This window comes from Enterocloster sp. 210928-DFI.2.20, assembly GCF_020554465.1.
Lineage (GTDB): Bacteria > Bacillota > Clostridia > Lachnospirales > Lachnospiraceae > Enterocloster > Enterocloster bolteae.
The window spans coordinates 1-19,477 of sequence record NZ_JAJCHK010000055.1; the positions used below are offsets into that span (position 1 = coordinate 1).

The window sequence follows — 19,477 nt, forward strand, 5'->3', positions numbered from 1 at the left end:
CGGTACGCACGGTGGTGTGAGAGGACGGCGGTTAATCACCGCCTCCTACTCGATTATTCGTCTTTCCGGCCGGTGCATTCTTTTAAGCTCCATTACCCCGGCACTTTGTGGCCTGTTCTGTCACCTTTCATTTTCATATCCATATGCCACATATTCCATCATCTGGTCCGTGGTATCCTCATTTCGTATGAAGTCTTTCAGGATGGCGTGTATCCTGGCTATCCGGCTGTCCTCAGGCTCATTGCCCCCCATATCCCCATCCAGCTGGTCACGCATCTCAAAAAGCGTATCCTTTCTCTCCGGCATTCCTAATTTCATGGCCCTGGCAATGGTGCCGACGGCGCAGTAGGCTTCTAAGGGGGATGTCATGGGCGCCGGGGGCTCAAAACCGGCTTTGATGTCCAGGGCCATTTTTATGATATAAGACATGTCTCAACACCTCTTTTCAAAGATAGGAATATCATACCACAAAAATCCTGCTTTGTCCTCTCTGTTAAGATTTCGTGAAAATCTTCACGGGACACACACTGTAATATAAAACCTAATTGCTGTTAGTTTCAGCTTATGATATGATATATGGGTGAATGACTTGCCGAAATGACGGAATACTTAAGACATAGGAGTAAAGATGTATGAAAAACCCAAGATTTAAAAATTATATATACTGGGGCACCACTGCGCTGGCCGTGGTGGCCTGCAGTGTTGCCTTTGGATTTTTCCTGTCCCGGTTTGAGATTGTATCAAGGGCCGTGGGAAAAATCGTATCCATACTGATGCCCATTATCTACGGGGCTGTGCTGGCCTACCTGATGCTGCCCATCTATAACAAGACCAGGGTCTATACAGCAGAAAAACTGAAACGTTGCATCAAGGACGGACACACGGCAGACAGCCTGGCAAAGGCGGCCGGGACGCTGGTGAGCCTGCTGTTACTCATTGCCATTGTCTGCGGATTGTTCTGGATGGTGATTCCCCAGATTTACACCAGTATCATCGGCCTCCAGGAGAGTCTGGGAGAGAACATCAATAACCTGAGCCTCTGGCTTATGAAGATGTTTGAGGACAATCCCACCATAGAACAGACCATTATGCCCTTTTATGAGCAGGCTGCCACGGAGTTCCAGAACTGGCTGACCACGGACCTGGTGCCCAATATGTCTAAAATCATCGGTGAGCTTTCCACGGGCCTCTTAAGTGTGGTCACCGTTGTCAAGAACATACTGATTGGCGTCATTGTCATGGTCTATTTTCTCAACATCAAGGATACCTTGTCCGCCCAGAGCAAGAAGATCGTCTACAGCCTGTTAAAGCTTAAGGATGCCAACCGGCTGGTGAGCGAGGTGCGTTTTGCCCACTCTGTATTTGGAGGTTTTATAACCGGAAAGCTTTTGGATTCCCTGATTATTGGCATCATGTGCTTTTTTGCCATGCAGTTTTTAAAGATGCCCTATGTGCTTCTGGTGAGCGTGATTATCGGAGTGACCAACGTGATCCCCTTTTTCGGCCCTTTTATCGGAGCCGTGCCCAGCGCATTTCTCATACTGCTGGTGAGCCCTATGAAATGCCTGTATTTCCTTATCTTCATCCTGGTGCTCCAGCAGTTTGACGGCAACATCCTGGGGCCTAAAATCCTGGGGGATTCCACGGGGCTTCCCAGCTTCTGGGTGCTGTTTTCCATCCTGCTGTTCGGCGGCCTGTTCGGATTCGTGGGAATGATTATCGCGGTGCCGTTGTTTGCAGTTATTTACAGGCTGACCGCCACCTATGTGAGCAGCGCGCTGAGAAAGAAAGATTTATCCGCCAGGACAGAGGATTACCTGAGCCTGGATTATATTGACGAAGAAAACAAGCATTATGTTGACAGAGAGAGGGAGGAGTAAAAAACATATAAGTATTGAGGGAGGAAAGCAATGAGTGATTTGCAGACAAGGTATCTGGAACGGCTTGCGGAATTATATCCAACCATAGCAGCCGCTTCCACAGAGGTGATTAATCTGGAGGCAATCCTTAACCTGCCCAAGGGGACCGAACATTTCCTCACGGATATCCACGGCGAGTACGAGGCGTTTTCCCATGTGCTGCGAAACGGATCCGGGGCCGTGCGGCGCAAGGTCAACGATGTGTTCGGCAACACCCTGAGCAGCCAGGACAAGCAGACCCTGGCCACCCTGATTTATTATCCCAGGGAGAAGATGGCCCAGATACTGGAGCATGTAAAGAACCGGGAGGACTGGTACAAGATTACCCTGTACCGCCTGATCGAGGTGAGCAAGCGGGCTGCCAGCAAATACACCAGGTCCAAGGTGCGAAAGGCTCTGCCCCAGGAGTTTGCCTATGTGATTGAGGAACTGATTACGGAAAAGGTGGATGTGAGAGACAAAGAGTCCTATTACAACGCCATCATACAGACCATTATCCGGGTGGGAAGAGCTGGGGAGTTTATCGTGGCTCTCTGTGAACTGATACAGCGCCTTATTGTGGACCATTTACATATACTGGGAGATATTTATGACAGAGGTCCGGGGCCCCACATGATTATGGACAAGCTGATGACCTACCATTCCCTGGACATCCAGTGGGGAAACCACGATGTGCTGTGGATGGGGGCGGCTGCCGGTCAGAAGGGATGTATTGCAAATGTAATCCGCATCTGTGCCAGATACGGCAATCTGGATATCCTGGAGGATGGCTACGGTATTAATCTGCTGCCGTTAGCAACCTTTGCCTTGGACACCTATGGGAGCGATCCCTGTGCCTGCTTCCAGCTCAAAGGGGCGAATGCATGCAGCCCCAGTGAGACGGAACTGAATATCAGGATGCACAAGGCCATATCCATTATCCAGTTCAAGGTGGAGGGCCAAATCATAAAGGAACATCCGGAGTTCTGCCTGGAAGACCGGAACCTGCTGCACCGCATAGATTTAGACAAGGGAACCATACTGCTGGAAGGCGGTGAGCAGGAAATGCTGGACAACCATTTTCCCACCATGGATCCGGCTGACCCTTACAGGCTTACGGCGGAGGAGAACGCCATCATGGAACGCCTTGCGGCCGCATTTCAGAACTGTGAAAAGCTTCAGCAGCATATGCGCTTCCTGCTGGCAAAGGGAAGCCTTTACAAGGTATACAACGGAAACCTGCTGTATCACGGCTGCATCCCCTTAAACAGGGACGGCAGCTTTAAAGCGGTGGATATATACGGGCAGAACTACAAGGGCAAAAGCCTCTATGAGTGTCTGGACGGTTATGTGAGAAAGGCGTTCATGGCAGTGGACCCGGCAGAGCGGGCAAAAGGCAGGGATATATGCTGGTATATCTGGCTCCATCAGGATTCGCCCTTGTTCGGAAAGGATAAGATGGCTACCTTTGAGCGCTATTTTCTGGCGGACAAGGAGACCCACAGGGAAGAAAAGAATCCCTATTACTCCATGCTGGAGGATGAGGATACAGTGGGCCGCATCCTGGAGGAGTTCGGCCTGCCGCCCCAGGAGGGACATATTGTCAACGGCCATGTGCCGGTCAAGTCCAAGAACGGGGAGAATCCTGTAAAATGCGGCGGAAAGGTGCTGGTCATTGACGGCGGCTTTTCCAGGGCTTACCAGAAAGAGACTGGAATCGCGGGATATACCCTGATTTATAATTCCTACGGATTGATTCTGGCGGCCCATGAGCCTTTTGAGTCCACGGAGGCCGCAATTGAGAAGGAGAGTGACATACACTCGGAGAGCACCATTGTAAAACGTGTGTCCAGCCGGAAGCTGGTGGGAGACACGGATGTGGGCAAACAGCTTAAGACAAAGATTAAAGACCTGGAAATGCTTTTGGAGGCCTATCATACAGGGGCAATTGTGGAGCGTTTTCCTGTGAGATAGCGGGAAATGGTCGGAAGATAAGGCAGGTAAGGTCTGGAATAACCGGGGCCGCATTGGGCAGAAGCACGGTGCGGTCCTGTTTCTGCACAAATGGTACAGTTATTTAATTGTAACTATTACAACAAGTTGACTTTGACATATCTTTGTGATATAGTAATCAGGATGATGCAGGCGCATCACAGGTCAAGGGAGACAGGTTTATTAAAGTCACCCTTATTTTATTTCGATCAGTAGAGGAGGAAGTAATTATGAAGAAATTTATGGCGTTATCCATGGCTGCCATCATGGCATTGACAGTGGCAGGATGCGGCTCCAAGCCCGCAGAGACCACAGCCGCCGGCACAACAGCAGCAGAGACTGCAGCAAACGCGGATACCACGGCAGCTGAATCAGCAGCAGAAGAGGAAACCAGCGCGGCGGCCTCAGGCAAGAAGTACATCATCAACACAGATACCACCTTTGCCCCTTTTGAGTTTGAGAATGAAAAGGGAGAGATGGTAGGCATTGACCTGGATATCTTACAGGCAATTGCCCAGGACCAGGGCTTTGAATATGAGGTGGTTCCGGTGGGATTCTCCGCAGCTGTAACTGCCCTGGAGGCCGGTGAGTGCGACGGCGTGATTGCAGGCATGTCCATCACCGATGAGAGGGTGCAGAAATATGATTTCTCAGAGCCCTACTATGATTCCGGCGTAGGCATGGCTGTCCTGTCTGATTCCGATATCACCTCCTATGACCAGTTAAAGGACCAGAAGGTGGCTGCCAAGATTGGTACCGAGGGATGTACCTTTGCAGAGTCCATTGCAGAGCAGTATGGTTTTGAGGTAATACAGTACGAGAGCTCATCTGACATGTATCAGGCCGTTATAGCAGGAGAGGCAGTTGCCTGCTTTGAGGATTACCCTGTTATCGGTTATGAAATTTCCAGGGGACTGGGCCTCACCCTTCCCACACCCATGGAGAAAGGTTCCTCCTATGGTTTCGCGACCTTAAAGGGCGCAAATCCGGAACTGGTGGAGATGTTCAACAAGGGACTGGAGAACATCAAGGCAAGCGGCAGATACGATGAGATATTGAATACATACATTGCAAAATAGGACTGCCGGAGAACCTCCGGGCAGTGCTGCCCGGCGCCGGTTCCTGCCTTATGCAGGGCCGGCGCCTCAATGCCGCAGGTTATGGATGAATTTAAAGCAATTATACGGTTTTTTACCGGTTATGCTTAAGTGCTTTAAATTTGGCTATAACATTCCATGGGCATGGAAGGATATCCCTGGAATGATGCACGTCAACGAATAATCAGAAAAGGATGATAGTATGCAGATTGTAAACATCATAACACAGTATTACCCATCATTTTTTAAGGCTCTGGGAATCACCCTGCAGATGACCGTGATATCTCTGCTCTGCGCCACGGTTCTGGGCGTTATTTTCGGCCTGTTCAAGGTCTCGGATTTTAAGGTACTAAAACTCATTGCCGATGTCTATATTGACATTATCCGCGGAACACCCCTGCTGGTACAGGTCATGATTATGATGTACGGTGTGGGAAGCGTCCTGAAGCCATATGGTTTCCAGTGGAGCAATATAGGCGGCGCCTTTACGGCGGGCTGCGTGGCCCTGAGCCTTAATGCAGGCGCTTATATGGCGGAAATCATCCGCGGAGGAATTGAGGCTGTTGACAAGGGACAGATGGAAGCAGCCAGAAGCCTGGGACTTTCCTACGGCAAGGCCATGCGCAAGGTAATTCTGCCCCAGGCATTCAGGACCATGCTGCCCTCCATTATCAACCAGTTTATCATCTCCCTGAAGGATACATCCCTTGTGTCTGTCATCGGACCCAGGGAGCTGACCCAGAACGGCAAGATTATTGCGGCCAATTCCGCTTCCATGGTTATGCCCATCTGGATCTGCGTGGCCCTGTTTTATCTGGTAGTCTGCACGATTCTGTCCAGGATTGCCAAGTATGTGGAGAGGAGAGTGTCCTATGGAAAATAAGATTTCAGTCCATAACCTGAAAAAGAATTTCGGAAAGCTGGAAGTCCTCAAGGATATCAGCATCGAGATAAGAGAGGGGGAAGTTGTATGCATGATAGGCCCCTCCGGTTCCGGCAAAAGTACGTTTCTGCGGTGTCTGAACCGCCTGGAGAAGATTACATCCGGCCATGTGGTGGTGGACGGCCATCCCATATCCGACCCTAACACCAATATCAACAAAGTGCGGGAAAACATCGGAATGGTGTTCCAGCATTTTAACCTGTTCCCTCATCTCACGGTGAAGGAGAACATTACACTGGCTCCCACGGAATTAAAACTTATGGGAAAAGAGGAAGCCGGCAGGAAGGCCCTTGAACTGCTGGCCCGGGTGGGGCTGGCGGACAAGGCGGAGGCCTATCCGGGACAGCTCTCCGGTGGACAGAAGCAGAGGGTGGCCATCGCGCGTTCCCTTGCCATGAATCCGGACATTATGCTGTTTGACGAGCCCACATCCGCCCTGGATCCTGAGATGGTAGGCGAGGTGCTGGAGGTCATGAAACAGCTGGCAGCCGACGGCATGACCATGGTGGTGGTTACCCATGAGATGGGATTTGCCAGGGAAGTGGCGGACCGGGTGGTGTTTATGGATGACGGCTACATTGTAGAGGAAGGGACCCCGGATGAAGTGTTTGGAAATCCCAGGGAGGAACGGACCAGAAGCTTTCTGGATAAGGTGCTGTAGAAAGCCGGATTTCATGAAGGATAAGAATAGAAAAAGCAAAAAATGAAAAGATGGATTATAACAATAACAGGCTGCCCGGCCACAGCGGACCGGGCGGCCTGTTATTGTCTTGCGGAAAGAAAAAGCAGAAGATAAAAAAACGTATTCAGGACAGCAAAAAAGCCCTGCACACACAGGGCCTTAAAAGCAGATGACGGGAATCGAACCCGCCTCCCCAGCTTGGGAAGCTGGTGTTCTACCGATGAACTACATCTGCACAACACTGATATTATATCATGTATTTTGGAAAATTCAAGTGTATTTTCATATTTTTGTAAAAATCCGTAATGATTTCTGTGTATTTCTATGAATTGAGTCCGGATTTTTCCCGGACCTTCCGAAAACAGAAGGGAATCCGTATGCATACGGGAATTTCTCATGGCCGGAACTTGCCAAAACAATCTAAATATGGTTTAATACTATAAGACGAAACATATGTACGCATCTGTACATAGCAATATGGAGGAATAGAATGGCAAAGGAACAATATAACGCGGACAGTATTACGGTGCTGGAAGGATTGGAGGCGGTCCGTAAGCGTCCTGGTATGTATATAGGAGGTGTGGGCTCCAAGGGGTTAAACCATCTGATTTATGAAATCATTGATAACGCGGTGGATGAGCACCTGGCCGGATTCTGCAGCAGTGTGTGGGTGACATTGGAAGCCGACGGTTCCTGCACGGTCCGTGATAACGGCCGCGGTATTCCGGTGGGTCTTCACAAAAAGGGCATATCAGCAGCCAGAATCGTACTGTCCACCCTTCATGCAGGCGGTAAATTCGATAACGACGCTTATAAGACCAGCGGAGGACTTCACGGTGTGGGTTCCTCCGTAGTTAATGCCCTGTCGGCCCATATGGACCTTAAGGTTTACAGGGACGGCTGCATCTATCACGATGAATATGAAAAGGGACGTCCTGTCATCAAGCTGGAGAACGGACTTCTCCCTGTGATTGGAAAGACGAGGGAGACCGGTACCTGCATCAATTTCCTGCCTGACGGCGATATATTTGAGAAAACCCGTTTCAAGGCGGACTGGCTTAAAAGCCGCCTGCACGAAACAGCATACTTAAATCCCAACCTGACCCTTTATTATGAAAACAAGCGGCCCGGAGAGGGAGAGAAGGTGGCCTTCCATGAGCCGGAGGGCATTGTTGCCTATGTGCGGGAACTGAACTCCGGCAAAACGCCGGTACACGACCCCATCTATTTCAAGGGAACCGTGGACAAGGTGGAGGTGGAGGCCGCCATCCAGTTCGTGGACACATTTGAGGAGAACATACTGGGCTTCTGCAACAACATCTTTACCCAGGAGGGCGGCACCCATCTGGCCGGCTTCAAGACCAAATTCACGGCGCTGATTAACAGCTATGCCAGGGAAATCGGCATTTTAAAGGATAAGGACACCAACTTTACAGGAGCCGATACAAGGAACGGCATGACGGCCGTCATCGCGGTAAAGCATCCTGACCCCATCTTTGAGGGACAGACCAAGACTAAGCTGGCCAGCGCCGACGCCACCAAGGCCGTGTTCACGGTGACAGGGGACGAACTGCAGCTTTATTTTGACCGCAACGTGGAGGTGTTAAAGGGAGTCATTGGCTGTGCGGAAAAATCAGCCAAGATTCGCCGGGCTGAGGAAAAAGCCAAGACCAACATGCTGACCAAGTCCAAATTTTCCTTTGACAGCAACGGCAAGCTGGCAAACTGCGAGAGCCGGGATGCCTCCCGGTGTGAGATATTCATTGTAGAGGGAGATTCCGCCGGCGGCTCTGCCAAGACTGCCAGGAACCGCCAGTACCAGGCCATCCTGCCCATCAGGGGAAAAATCCTCAACGTTGAGAAGGCGTCCATGGATAAGGTTCTGGCCAATGCGGAAATCAAGACCATGATCAATACCTTCGGCTGCGGTTTTTCGGAAGGATACGGCAATGACTTTGACATTACCAAGCTGCGCTATGACAAAATCATCCTGATGACTGATGCCGATGTGGACGGCAGCCATATCGACACCCTGCTTCTCACCTTCCTTTACCGCTTTATGCCGGAACTGATTTATGACGGTCATGTGTATATTGCCATGCCGCCCTTGTTTAAGGTGATTCCCAAGCGGGGGGAGGAACAGTATCTGTACGATGAAAAGGAGCTGGAGCGTTACAGGAAAACCCATACCGGCGACTTTACGCTGCAGCGCTACAAAGGTCTGGGTGAAATGGACGCGGAGCAGCTGTGGGAGACCACGCTGGACCCGGAGCGCCGGGTCCTTAAGCGGGTGGAGATAGAGGATGCCAGGATGGCTACGGAGATAACCGAGATGCTCATGGGCACCGAGGTGGGACCCCGCCGCCAGTTCATTTATGAGCATGCGGACGAGGCGGAGATTGACGCATAGACAGGAGACAATTAGAACATGGCTGAAAAGATATTACGGACTGAATACAGCGAGGAAATGCAGAGAAGCTACATGAACTATTCCATGAGCGTCATCACTGCAAGGGCCATCCCTGATGCCAGGGACGGCTTAAAACCGGTACAGCGCCGGGTTCTCTATGATATGAGGGAGCTCCATCTGGACCACGATAAGCCCCATAGGAAATCGGCGCGTATCGTGGGCGATACCATGGGTAAGTACCATCCCCACGGCGACAGCTCCATATATGAGACACTGGTTGTCATGAGCCAGAATTTCAAGAAGGGCATGGCCCTGGTGGACGGACACGGCAACTTCGGCTCCATAGAAGGGGACGGGGCAGCCGCCATGCGTTACACGGAGGCGCGTCTGGAGAAGTTTGCGGAGGAGGTCTACCTTAAAGATCTGGATAAAACCGTGAATTTTGTGCCCAACTACGACGAGACGGAAAAGGAACCGGAGGTGCTTCCCGTCAGGGTCCCCAACCTGTTAATTAACGGGGCGGAGGGCATTGCCGTGGGCATGAGCACAAGCATTCCGCCCCACAACCTGGGCGAGGTGATAGACGCGGTCCAGGCGTACATTGATAATCCGGAGGTGACCACTCAGGAGCTGATGGAGTTTATGCCGGGGCCGGATTTTCCCACCGGAGGAGTCATTGCCAATAAGAGCGAGCTGCCCCAAATTTACGAGACCGGCATGGGTAAAATCAAGCTCAGGGGCAAGTTCGAGGTGGAGCTTGGAAAGCGCAAGGCGGACAAGGATAAGCTGATTATTTCAGAGATTCCCTATACCATGATTGGCGCCGGAATCAATAAGTTTCTGGTGGATGTGGCCGATCTGGTGGAGAGCAAGAAGCTGACGGACGTGGTGGATATCTCCAACCAGTCCAACAAAGAGGGAATCCGTATCGTGCTGGAGCTGCGCAAGGATGCGGACATTGACAAGATAAAAAATATCCTCTATAAAAAGACAAAGCTGGAGGATACCTTCGGGGTCAATATGCTGGCCATTGCGGACGGCCGTCCTGAGACGCTGAACCTGAAGGGGATCCTGAGAAATTTCCTCAACTTCCAGTATGAGAACACGGAGCGCAAATACAATGTTTTACTCCAGAAGGAAATGGATAAAAAGGAAGTACAGGAAGGACTTATTGCGGCCTGCGACTGTATTGACCTGATCATAGCCATCCTGAGGGGCTCCAAAAACTTAAAGGATGCCAAGGCATGTCTGACCACAGGCGATGTGACCAACATCCATTTCAAGGTTCCGGGGTTTGAGGAGGACGCAAAGAAGCTTGCCTTTACGGAGCGCCAGGCATCCGCTATTCTGGAAATGCGTCTTTATAAGTTAATCGGACTGGAAATCCTGGCTCTGGAAAAGGAGCACAGGGAGACCTTAAGGAAGATTGGGGAGTATAAGAAAATCCTGGGAAGCAGGGCCCAGATGAACCGTGTTATCAAGGAGGACCTGGCTGCCATCAAGGCTGAGTTTGCCACTCCCAGGCGCACCCTGATTGAGGACGGACCTGAGGCGGTGTACGACGAGAGCGCTGTGGCTGTCCAGGAGATGGTCTTTGTGATGGACCGGTTCGGATACTGTAAGCTGTTGGATAAGTCCACCTATGACCGGAACCAGGAAACCGTGGACACCGAGCAGGTCCACGTGGTGAAATGCCTGAATACGGATAAAATCTGTCTCTTTGCTGCCAGCGGCAGCCTTTACCAGATAAAGGCCATGGATGTGCCGGCCGGCAAGCTGAGGGATAAGGGAACGCCCATTGAGAATCTGAGTAAATTCGACGGTGCCAAGGATACCATTGTTTACCTGACCAGCGCAGAGGACATGAAGGGCAGGATATTTGTATTCGCCACTAAAATGGCCATGGTAAAGCAGGTGCCTGCGGAGGAATTTGAGACCAACAACCGGGTGGTGGCAGCCACCAAGCTCCAGGAGGGGGATGAACTGGCGGCCGTGATACCGGTGGAGGGCGAGACCGAGGTGGTGATCCAGACAACAGGAGGCGTGTTCCTGCGGTTTGCCCTGGAGGAGATATCCATGCTTAAAAAGGCATCCAGAGGTGTCAGAGGCATCCGGCTGACCAAGAATGAGGAGCTGGAGAAGCTGTATCTGATTGGTGAGAATCCCATTGTGGATTACAAGGGTAAGGAAGTCCATTTAAACCGTCTGAAACTGGCCAAGAGGGACGGGAAAGGCAGCAAAGTGCGGCTGTAGAAAAGGAGGTATATGCCATGTCATTATCCAACACACCCACACCCCATATCGGGGCTGAAAAAGGAGAAATCGCAGAGACAATCCTGCTTCCGGGAGACCCCCTGAGGGCAAAGTATATTGCGGAGCATTTTCTGGAGGACGTGAAGCAGTTTAACGGGACCAGAAACATGCTTGGCTACACGGGAACCTATATGGGCAGGCCGGTATCTGTCATGGGCACCGGAATGGGGTGTCCCTCCATCGGTATCTATTCCTATGAGCTGATTCACTTTTACGGCTGTAAGAACCTGATACGGGTGGGCACGGCCGGGGCCCTGACGCCTGACGTCCATGTGAGAGACATGGTGTTTGCCATGGGAGCCTGTACCACCAGCAATTTTGTGCGCCTGTTGGGGCTGCCGGGCGATTATTCGCCGGTGTGCAGCTACAGCCTGTTGGAGCGGGCCGTGGCCGCTGCCAGGGAGCGGGGACTGTCCTTCCATGTGGGCAATGTGCTCAGCTCAGACATGTTCTATGCCCCGCCCAAACAGGTGCAGGGAGGAATGACCTGGGCTGACATGGGAGTCCTGGCCGTGGAGATGGAGGCGGCAGCCCTCTATGCCAACGCTGCGGCGGCCGGCGTCAATGCCCTGGCCGTTCTGACCATCTCGGATTCCATGGTCACCGGGGAAGCCACCTCAGCCATGGAAAGGGAGACCAGCTTTACACAGATGATGGAGGTGGCATTGTCACTGGTTTCCTGACCCAATGGCAGTGTTGCATACAAAAAAGATAGAATGTCCTTGTGGGGCGCACAAATGTATTTTTCTAGCGAATAAATCTTGATTTTTTCCGTTGTTTGGTATAGGATAGGGAAAGATTCGCCGTACCGTGGATTCAATGAGGCTACGATTTAATGTGACTGTCATGGATTTAATGCGACAGGTTCCGTGACAGTTCCGGAGGGCGGGAAAATCAGGATAATGAGGAGAATGATTTATGGAAAAGAAGCTGAAGGTTGGAATATTAGGCGCAACAGGTATGGTGGGGCAGCGTTTCATCGCCCTTTTGGAGAACCATCCGTGGTTCCAGGTAGTGACAGTGGCAGCCAGCCCCCGCTCTGCCGGCAGGACGTATGAGGAAGCAGTGGGAGACCGCTGGAAGATGACTACCCCCATGCCGGAGGCTGTTAAAAAGCTGGTTGTGATGAATGTAAATGAGGTGGAAAAGGTTGCGGCGGGAGTTGATTTTGTATTCAGCGCCGTGGACATGACAAAGGATGAGATAAAGGCCATCGAGGAGGCATATGCCAAGACGGAGACGCCTGTGGTATCCAACAACAGCGCCCACCGCTGGACGCCGGATGTTCCCATGGTAGTGCCGGAGATCAACCCAGAGCATTTTGACGTAATTCCCTTCCAGAAGAAGAGACTTGGGACAGAGAGGGGATTTATTGCGGTAAAGCCCAACTGCTCCATCCAGAGCTATGCGCCGGTGCTGACAGCATGGAAGGAATTTGAGCCGTACGAGGTGGTGGCCACTACATATCAGGCTATCTCAGGCGCGGGAAAGACATTTAAGGACTGGCCGGAGATGGAAGGCAACATCATTCCCTATATCGGCGGCGAGGAAGAAAAGAGCGAGCAGGAACCCCTTCGCCTGTGGGGAACCATTGAGGACGGTGTTATAGTGAAGGCACAAAGTCCTGTCATCACCTGTCAGTGCGTAAGGGTACCGGTACTGAACGGCCACACGGCTGCCGTGTTTGTGAAGTTCAGGAAAAAGGTGACAAAGGAGCAGCTGATTGAGAAACTCAGGGAGTTTAAGGGAGTTCCCCAGGAGCTTAAGCTTCCCAGCGCCCCGGCGCAGTTCATCCAGTATCTTGAGGAGGATAACCGTCCCCAGGTGACAGCGGATGTGGACTTTGAGAGAGGAATGGGCATTTCCGTGGGCCGTCTGAGGGAGGACGCTGTGTATGATTATAAATTCATCGGTTTGTCCCACAACACGGTAAGAGGCGCGGCAGGCGGAGCCGTACTCTGCGCAGAGCTTTTGACGGCAAGGGGATATATTTAGTACTGCATGGAGAAGGAGCGGAGAAAAACATGGCAATCGAGAAAAATTCATTCGGGAAAATGCCCGATGGTACAGAGGTTTACAAGTATACGCTGACCAATAAGAATGGGGTATCTGCTTCGTTCATCACTCTGGGAGGCGTGTGGGTTTCCATGGTGGTGCCTGATAAGGACGGCAGCATGGCGGATGTGGTGCTGGGATACGATGATTTGGACAGCTACCGCAGGAATCCTGCCCACTTCGGCGCGCCCATCGGCCGCAATGCCAACCGGATTGGCGGAGCTGTTATCACCATAGACGGTAAGGATTATAAGCTGGAGGCCAACAACGGCCCCAACAACCTTCACAGCGGACCGGACCTGTACCACGACAGGGTCTGGGACTGCGCCGCCTCAGAGACAGAGGCAGGCAGCAGGCTGGACTTTTATCTGGAGAGCCCGGACGGCGATCAGGGATATCCGGGCAATGCCAGGATCACGGTGAGCTATACCCTGACAGATGAGGACAGTCTTGTGCTGGATTATCATATGGTCTGCGATAAGGATACGGTTGCCAATTTCACCAACCACAGCTATTTTAACCTGGCAGGACATGACAGCGGCGACGTGATGAAGCAGGAGGTGTGGCTTAACGCGTCCCGGTATACACCGGCGGACGAGGTTTCCATTCCAACGGGAGAGATTGCTCCTGTGGCTGGAACGCCCATGGACTTTACAGAGATGAAGGCCATTGGAAGGGATATAGGCGCTGATTTTGAGGCCCTGGTATTCGGAAAGGGATATGACCACAACTGGGTGCTGGATAAAGAAGAAGGAGAACTGGCCCTGGCTGCAAAGGCCATGGACCCGGCCAGCGGCCGGGTGCTGGAATGTTATACGGACCTGCCCGGAATCCAGTTTTATACAGCTAATTTCCTGCAGGATGAGATGCCGGGAAAGGGCAATGCCCGCTATGATTACCGCCACGCCTTCTGTTTTGAGACCCAGTATTTTCCGGACGCGGTCCACAAGCCCCAGTTCCCGTCCCCCTTGCTGAAAGCAGGGGACGAGTACAGAACCAGGACCGTCTATCAATTTTTGGTTAAACAGGCGTGATTTTAGTTGCATAGGCCCTGCCTTCAAGGGGCTGATAGATTTCCACGATGGCAAAATGGGGCGTCAGATCTGACTGCTCCGGTTCGGCTATGGTCATGAACCGGTAGTTGGTCCCGTTTACCACCTGTTTCGCCACGGCGATGGGCCGGTAGAAGTAATCGGGATGTTCCCCGATTGCATTGTAAAAGATAAATGAATCATATGTGGTGAGATAAGGCTGATACTGCCAGCTTCCAGGCATGGAAGTCACCTCCGGAATGTCGTTATAGTAGTTTATGCAGGAAAACCATGAGGGTTCTGCCATCGCTGGCGCTTCATGGTTTTTTTGATTGCGGCAAAGGCAATTTAATGGTATACTATTATAATATGCGCCCTGCCGCCATGGAAATCTGCCGGAGAAATCCGGGGCAGCGCGTATGAAGAAAGTAAATGAGGGATTGGATGTCAAAATCATTATACATAGCAGAAAAGCCCAGTGTGGCCCAGCAGTTTGCCGAAGCGCTTAAGATACGGGGACGGCGGGGCGACGGGTATATAGAGTCTGATCAGGCAGTGGTGACGTGGTGCGTGGGCCATCTGGTGACTATGAGTTATCCGGAAGCCTACGACATGAAGTTCAAGCGCTGGAGCCTTCAGACACTGCCATTCCTTCCAAAGGAATTCAAGTATGAAGTTATAACCAATGTATCCAAGCAGTTTGAAATCGTCAAGGGTCTTTTGAACCGGCCCGATATTGATACCATCTATGTGTGTACGGACTCGGGACGGGAGGGAGAGTATATATACCGCCTGGTGGCCCAGATGGCCGGGGTAAAGGATAAGAAGCAGAAACGGGTGTGGATTGATTCCCAGACAGAGGAAGAGATATTGAGGGGAATCCGCGAGGCCAAGGATGAGACAGAGTATGACAACCTGTCCGCCTCCGCCTATTTAAGGGCCAAGGAGGACTACCTTATGGGAATTAATTTCTCCAGGGTGCTGACCCTTAAGTACGGACCTGCCCTGTCAAATTATCTGGGAACCAAGTTTACGGTTCTGTCCGTGGGCAGGGTCATGACCTGTGTCATGGGAATGGTGGTGCGCAGAGAGCGGGAGATACGCGGTTTTGTCAAAACCCCCTTTTACAGGGTGATTGGATCCTTTGAGGCGCCGGGTAAGGACGGCCAGCCGGTTCCCTTTGAGGCGGAGTGGAAGGCAGTGGAAGGTTCCCGCTATTTCGGAACCCCCTGCCTGTATAAGGACAACGGCTTTAAGGACAGGCAGCAGGCAGAGGAGCTGGCCGCCTTATTGACGGCAGAGCCGCCTCTCACGGCCACGGTGCTCGCCAAGGAGAAGAAAAAGGAGACCAAGAATCCGCCCCTTCTTTACAACCTGGCGGAGCTTCAGAACGACTGTTCCAAGATGTTTAAAATCAGTCCGGATGAGACGCTTAAGGTGGTGCAGGAGCTGTATGAGAAAAAGATGGTCACCTACCCCAGAACCGATGCCAGGGTTCTGTCCACGGCAGTGTCCAAGGAGATTCAAAAGAACATAGGCGGCCTTAAGAATTACGGGCCTATGGCAGGGTTTGCGGATGAGGTGCTGAATATGGGATCCTATAAGGGGATTGCCAAGACACGCTATGTCAATGACAAGCAGATAACGGACCACTATGCCATTGTGCCCACTGGACAGGGACTTGGAAACCTGAGGGGACTGCCGCCATTGTCTGAAAAGGTGTATCAGGTCATATGCAGACGGTTTTTGAGCATATTTTATCCTCCGGCGGTTTATCAGAAATACAGCCTGGAGCTGGAGCGCCTGAAGGAACATTTTTTTGCCAATTTTAAGGTTCTGTCCGAACCGGGATATCTCAAGGTGGCGGATGTGAACCTGGCAAAGAAAAATGGGGTGGAGGAATCCTTTGACGAGGCCAGGGATGAGACAAAGGATGAGACAAGGGATGAGTCCAGGGACGAGGCAAAAGAAGGTGTCCCAAATGCCATTTCTCCAAAAGTTGACAGGACAGTATTGCTCCAGATGCTTGCAGAATTGAAAAAAAATGATATACTTACTTTGGTGGAGCTGAATATAAAGGAAGGCGAGACATCACCTCCCAAGCGCTATACCTCCGGTTCCATGATTCTGGCCATGGAAAATGCAGGCCAGCTCATAGAGGACGAGGAGCTGCGGGCCCAGATTAAGGGCAGCGGCATAGGCACCAGCGCTACCAGGGCTGAGATACTTAAGAAACTGTTTAACATCAAGTATCTGAACCTGAACAAGAAAACCCAGGTTATTACGCCGTCCCTTTTAGGGGAAATGGTCTATGACGTGGTGGACCAGTCCATCCGCCAGCTTCTGAATCCGGAGCTGACAGCCAGCTGGGAAAAGGGGCTCACCTATGTTGCGGAGGGTTCCATAACTTCAGATGAGTATATGGAAAAGCTGAATCGTTTTGTTGCCGGCAGGACAGTCAATGTCATCCGCATGAATAACCAGTACAATATGAGAGGTTATTTTGACGCGGCAGCCGCATTCTATAAAACAAAAAAGGAGAATTAATTTATGAAACTGGAACAGATGAAAATCAAAGAACTTTTAGACACAAGCCATACAATCGCTGAAAAGCTGTTTGAGGGCCATGAGTATCCATGGGAAGTTCTGGGTGACATCAATGGGTTCATCGAAAGTCTGGGCGCCAGCCTTCCGGAGAACGAATACAAGAAGATTGGAAAGAATATCTGGATTCACAAGACAGCACAGATGGCTCCCACCACTGCCATGGGCGGACCTATGATCATCGGACCAAAGGTACAGATACGCAACGGAGCCTTTTTAAGAGGAGGCGTTATCCTTGGACAGCACGTTGTCATCGGCAATTCCTGTGAAATCAAGAACTCCATCATCTTTGACGAGGCGCAGGTGCCCCATTTCAACTATGTGGGCGATTCCATCCTGGGCTACAAGGCACATATGGGAGCCGGCGCAGTGACCTCCAATGTGAAGGCTGACAAGGGTCTTGTAAAGGTTCATGCTGAGGATGGTGATGTGGAGACAGGACGCAAGAAATTCGGCGCCATCCTGGGCGATCACGCGGAGATTGGCTGCAACAGCGTGCTCAATCCCGGAACGGTCATTGGACGTAATTCTAATGTATACCCGCTGTCCAGCGTACGCGGCTGTGTTCCCTCTGACTCCATCTACAAGGGCCAGGACAACATCGTTGTAAAAGAGGCCAGGGAAGTGGAAACAGAGCAGGAAGCGCCCGAGGCACCTGAGAAGGGAAAGGGCGGGCTTAAGGTAGTAAAATAAGCCGTCAGTACAGAACGAACAGAAACACGGAACAGTCAGAGAGTTTATAAAAACAGGAAGCCGGACACTGCACATCGCAAGTCCGGCTTCCTGTTTTATCTTTGGTTTGTATATCCCTGAATTTGTATTTGCCTGTAATAATTCCTGTTATTTTGTTCCGAAGATACGATCTCCGGCATCTCCCAGTCCGGGGCAGATATAGGCGTTTTCATTCAGGCAGCGGTCCAGATGTCCCACGTAAATCTGCACATCGGGATGGGCTTCATGGAGACGCTTAAGGCCTTCCGGAGCAGCTATGATAGCCATGAATTTAATCTTTTTCCCGCCGTGTTCCTTGATAAAGTCAACGGCTGAGACACCGGAACCGCCAGTGGCCAGCATGGGATCTGTGACGATGATGGTACGCTCTTCAATGGGGTTTGGAAGCTTGCAGTAATATTCATGAGGTTCGTGAGTCACCTCGTCCCTGTATAAACCGATATGACCTACCTTTGCGCTGGGAACCAGAGCCAGGATGCCGTTTACCATGCCAAGTCCGGCACGGAGAATCGGAACCACGGCCAGTTTGCGTCCGGCAATCATGGGGGTCATGCATGTCTCGATGGGAGTTTCCACCTCCACATCCTCCAGAGGAAGGTCGCGGAGGGCTTCATAGCCCATCAGCATGGCAATTTCCTCAATGAGGGCACGGAACTCATTGGTTCCTGTAGCTTTATTGCGCAGAATAGAAATCTTGTGCTGAATCAAAGGGTGGTCAAATACCATTACGTTATCCATAAATTTTGCTGCTCCTTTATCTATTAGAATTACTGATAATTATATATCAAATATCTTATGATATCAACCCCGGTTAAAGGACTATTTGGTGGTGGGGTCAAATGCAACCAGCACATAGTCGCCCAGGGCATGGGGAACAGGCAGTGAAAAGTAGATGGTTCCCTGTTTTTCATAGCTGAAGGATTCGGGCCACTGGGTCTCTGATGACAGAGGGAAGTCCGCGCTGTTAAAGACAGCGGTCAGGGAATCCAAATCCATGGAAGAGCGGTAGCTCAGGACCTGGGCCTCTACATCAGAAGAAATGCCGGAAAACTTTACATCGTCGCTGAGCACATATCCGGCCATGGTATAGGCGTCGGTAAAATCATCCAGTCCCAGGTTCTGGGCCTGAAGCAGATTGACTGTGTTGGAATAAAACAGATTGACCGGGTGGGCGGCTCCTTTTGCGGACAGAGTGCCGGTGTAAGTGGCGGTGAGACGTTTGCGGTCCACAGAAATAACCTTGCACTTGATATCCAGGGTATCGTTGGACTCGTCGATGTCATTGGCTTTTATGAAGGACAGGGCATTGGTCTTTAACAGTTCATTAATCTTGTCCTTCTTTGAGGCGTCATCCATCTGGTCCACCGCAGGATACTGGATAGATACCTTTCCGGATGTATAGGTCTCGATGGAAGCGGAAACACTGGAAGCAGCGTCTTCCTGGCCTTCTGTGGTCTCCTCTGTCTCCGGAGCCTGTGTGGCGGCGGGAAGCGTTTCCTTGGGAGCTTCCGTGGCTGCCTCTGTATGTATGGTGGACAGGTCTGCCTTTTCCGGCGTCTTGCTGAGCAGGAGGCCAATGGCAACGCCGCCGATGACAACAGCAGCGCCAATGGCTCCTATCAATATTTTCTTGTTTGTATCCATAATAATCCTCCTTTGTATTCCGATAATCTCTCGGAATCTCTAAGCCAGTAAATATAAGGCTTTCAGATTCCTTTTT

General features: G+C 51.3%; 16 protein-coding genes and 1 tRNA gene. 12 read left to right on the forward strand and 5 right to left on the reverse strand.

Annotated features, from left to right (window positions below; translation table 11 throughout):
* Positions 1–120: 120 nt before the first annotated feature.
* The gene (locus LI015_RS26730) at positions 121–429 is read right to left on the reverse strand and encodes a DUF3837 family protein (protein ID WP_002574763.1); all 309 of its coding nucleotides are present in this window, start codon (positions 427–429) and stop codon (positions 121–123) included.
* Between the two features lie 203 nt (positions 430–632).
* On the opposite strand from LI015_RS26730, the gene LI015_RS26735 reads away from it, so the two are divergent.
* The 5 genes from LI015_RS26735 to LI015_RS26755 all read left to right on the forward strand — a co-directional run bounded on the left by LI015_RS26735 (position 633) and on the right by LI015_RS26755 (position 6,591).
* Positions 633–1,880 carry an AI-2E family transporter gene (locus tag LI015_RS26735; RefSeq protein ID WP_118019538.1) on the forward strand — a complete coding sequence of 416 codons (1,248 nt, stop codon included), beginning with the start codon at positions 633–635 and terminating at the stop codon, positions 1,878–1,880.
* Between the two features lie 30 nt (positions 1,881–1,910).
* Positions 1,911–3,872, forward strand: a complete 1,962-nt coding sequence (locus LI015_RS26740; RefSeq protein WP_002573168.1) for a fructose-bisphosphatase class III — start codon at positions 1,911–1,913, stop codon at positions 3,870–3,872.
* 248 nt (positions 3,873–4,120) lie between these two features.
* Entirely contained in the window at positions 4,121–4,969 is an 849-nt protein-coding gene (locus tag LI015_RS26745; RefSeq protein WP_002564367.1) for a transporter substrate-binding domain-containing protein, read from the forward strand.
* 220 nt (positions 4,970–5,189) lie between these two features.
* Positions 5,190–5,870 (forward strand): amino acid ABC transporter permease, encoded by a 681-nt coding sequence (locus LI015_RS26750; protein WP_002573167.1) that lies wholly within the window; start codon positions 5,190–5,192, stop codon positions 5,868–5,870.
* Positions 5,860–6,591 carry an amino acid ABC transporter ATP-binding protein gene (locus LI015_RS26755; RefSeq protein ID WP_002564365.1) on the forward strand — a complete coding sequence of 244 codons (732 nt, stop codon included), beginning with the start codon at positions 5,860–5,862 and terminating at the stop codon, positions 6,589–6,591. The genes LI015_RS26750 and LI015_RS26755 overlap by 11 nt, the downstream gene beginning before the upstream one ends.
* A 185-nt stretch (positions 6,592–6,776) precedes the next feature.
* Here the strand turns inward: LI015_RS26755 and LI015_RS26760 are convergent.
* A tRNA-Gly gene (locus LI015_RS26760) sits at positions 6,777–6,847 on the reverse strand.
* Between the two features lie 255 nt (positions 6,848–7,102).
* On the opposite strand from LI015_RS26760, the gene LI015_RS26765 reads away from it, so the two are divergent.
* The 5 genes from LI015_RS26765 to LI015_RS26785 all read left to right on the forward strand — a co-directional run bounded on the left by LI015_RS26765 (position 7,103) and on the right by LI015_RS26785 (position 14,424).
* Positions 7,103–9,022, forward strand: coding sequence for a DNA gyrase/topoisomerase IV subunit B (locus LI015_RS26765; protein WP_002573166.1), 1,920 nt, complete (start codon positions 7,103–7,105; stop codon positions 9,020–9,022).
* Positions 9,023–9,040: 18 nt separating this feature from the next.
* Positions 9,041–11,275, forward strand: a complete 2,235-nt coding sequence (locus LI015_RS26770; RefSeq protein WP_118019540.1) for a DNA gyrase/topoisomerase IV subunit A — start codon at positions 9,041–9,043, stop codon at positions 11,273–11,275.
* Between the two features lie 17 nt (positions 11,276–11,292).
* Positions 11,293–12,018 carry a purine-nucleoside phosphorylase gene (deoD, locus tag LI015_RS26775; protein ID WP_117627448.1) on the forward strand — a complete coding sequence of 242 codons (726 nt, stop codon included), beginning with the start codon at positions 11,293–11,295 and terminating at the stop codon, positions 12,016–12,018.
* Between the two features lie 235 nt (positions 12,019–12,253).
* The gene (gene asd, locus LI015_RS26780) at positions 12,254–13,330 is read left to right on the forward strand and encodes an aspartate-semialdehyde dehydrogenase (RefSeq protein WP_002564361.1); all 1,077 of its coding nucleotides are present in this window, start codon (positions 12,254–12,256) and stop codon (positions 13,328–13,330) included.
* Between the two features lie 29 nt (positions 13,331–13,359).
* Positions 13,360–14,424 carry an aldose epimerase family protein gene (locus LI015_RS26785; RefSeq protein ID WP_002564360.1) on the forward strand — a complete coding sequence of 355 codons (1,065 nt, stop codon included), beginning with the start codon at positions 13,360–13,362 and terminating at the stop codon, positions 14,422–14,424.
* On the opposite strand, the gene LI015_RS26790 is transcribed toward LI015_RS26785, so the two are convergent.
* Positions 14,411–14,665, reverse strand: a complete 255-nt coding sequence (locus tag LI015_RS26790; RefSeq protein ID WP_002564359.1) for a hypothetical protein — start codon at positions 14,663–14,665, stop codon at positions 14,411–14,413. The two genes, LI015_RS26785 and LI015_RS26790, sit on opposite strands and share 14 nt — an antisense overlap.
* Positions 14,666–14,865: 200 nt before the next feature.
* Here LI015_RS26790 and LI015_RS26795 point away from each other — a divergent pair, with 200 nt between their 5' ends.
* Both LI015_RS26795 and LI015_RS26800 read left to right on the forward strand, forming a co-directional pair.
* Positions 14,866–16,968, forward strand: coding sequence for a DNA topoisomerase (locus LI015_RS26795; protein WP_002564358.1), 2,103 nt, complete (start codon positions 14,866–14,868; stop codon positions 16,966–16,968).
* A gap of 3 nt (positions 16,969–16,971) precedes the next feature.
* On the forward strand, positions 16,972–17,718 hold the full coding sequence (locus LI015_RS26800) for an acyltransferase (RefSeq protein WP_002564357.1): 747 nt from the start codon (positions 16,972–16,974) through the stop codon (positions 17,716–17,718).
* A gap of 147 nt (positions 17,719–17,865) precedes the next feature.
* Here the strand turns inward: LI015_RS26800 and upp are convergent, their stop codons facing one another.
* Both upp and LI015_RS26810 read right to left on the reverse strand, forming a co-directional pair.
* Complete coding sequence (gene upp / locus LI015_RS26805; protein WP_002564356.1) at positions 17,866–18,495, reverse strand: uracil phosphoribosyltransferase; 630 nt, start codon at positions 18,493–18,495, stop codon at positions 17,866–17,868.
* 81 nt (positions 18,496–18,576) lie between these two features.
* Positions 18,577–19,401, reverse strand: coding sequence for a hypothetical protein (locus LI015_RS26810; RefSeq protein WP_227126686.1), 825 nt, complete (start codon positions 19,399–19,401; stop codon positions 18,577–18,579).
* Positions 19,402–19,477 lie beyond the last annotated feature (76 nt).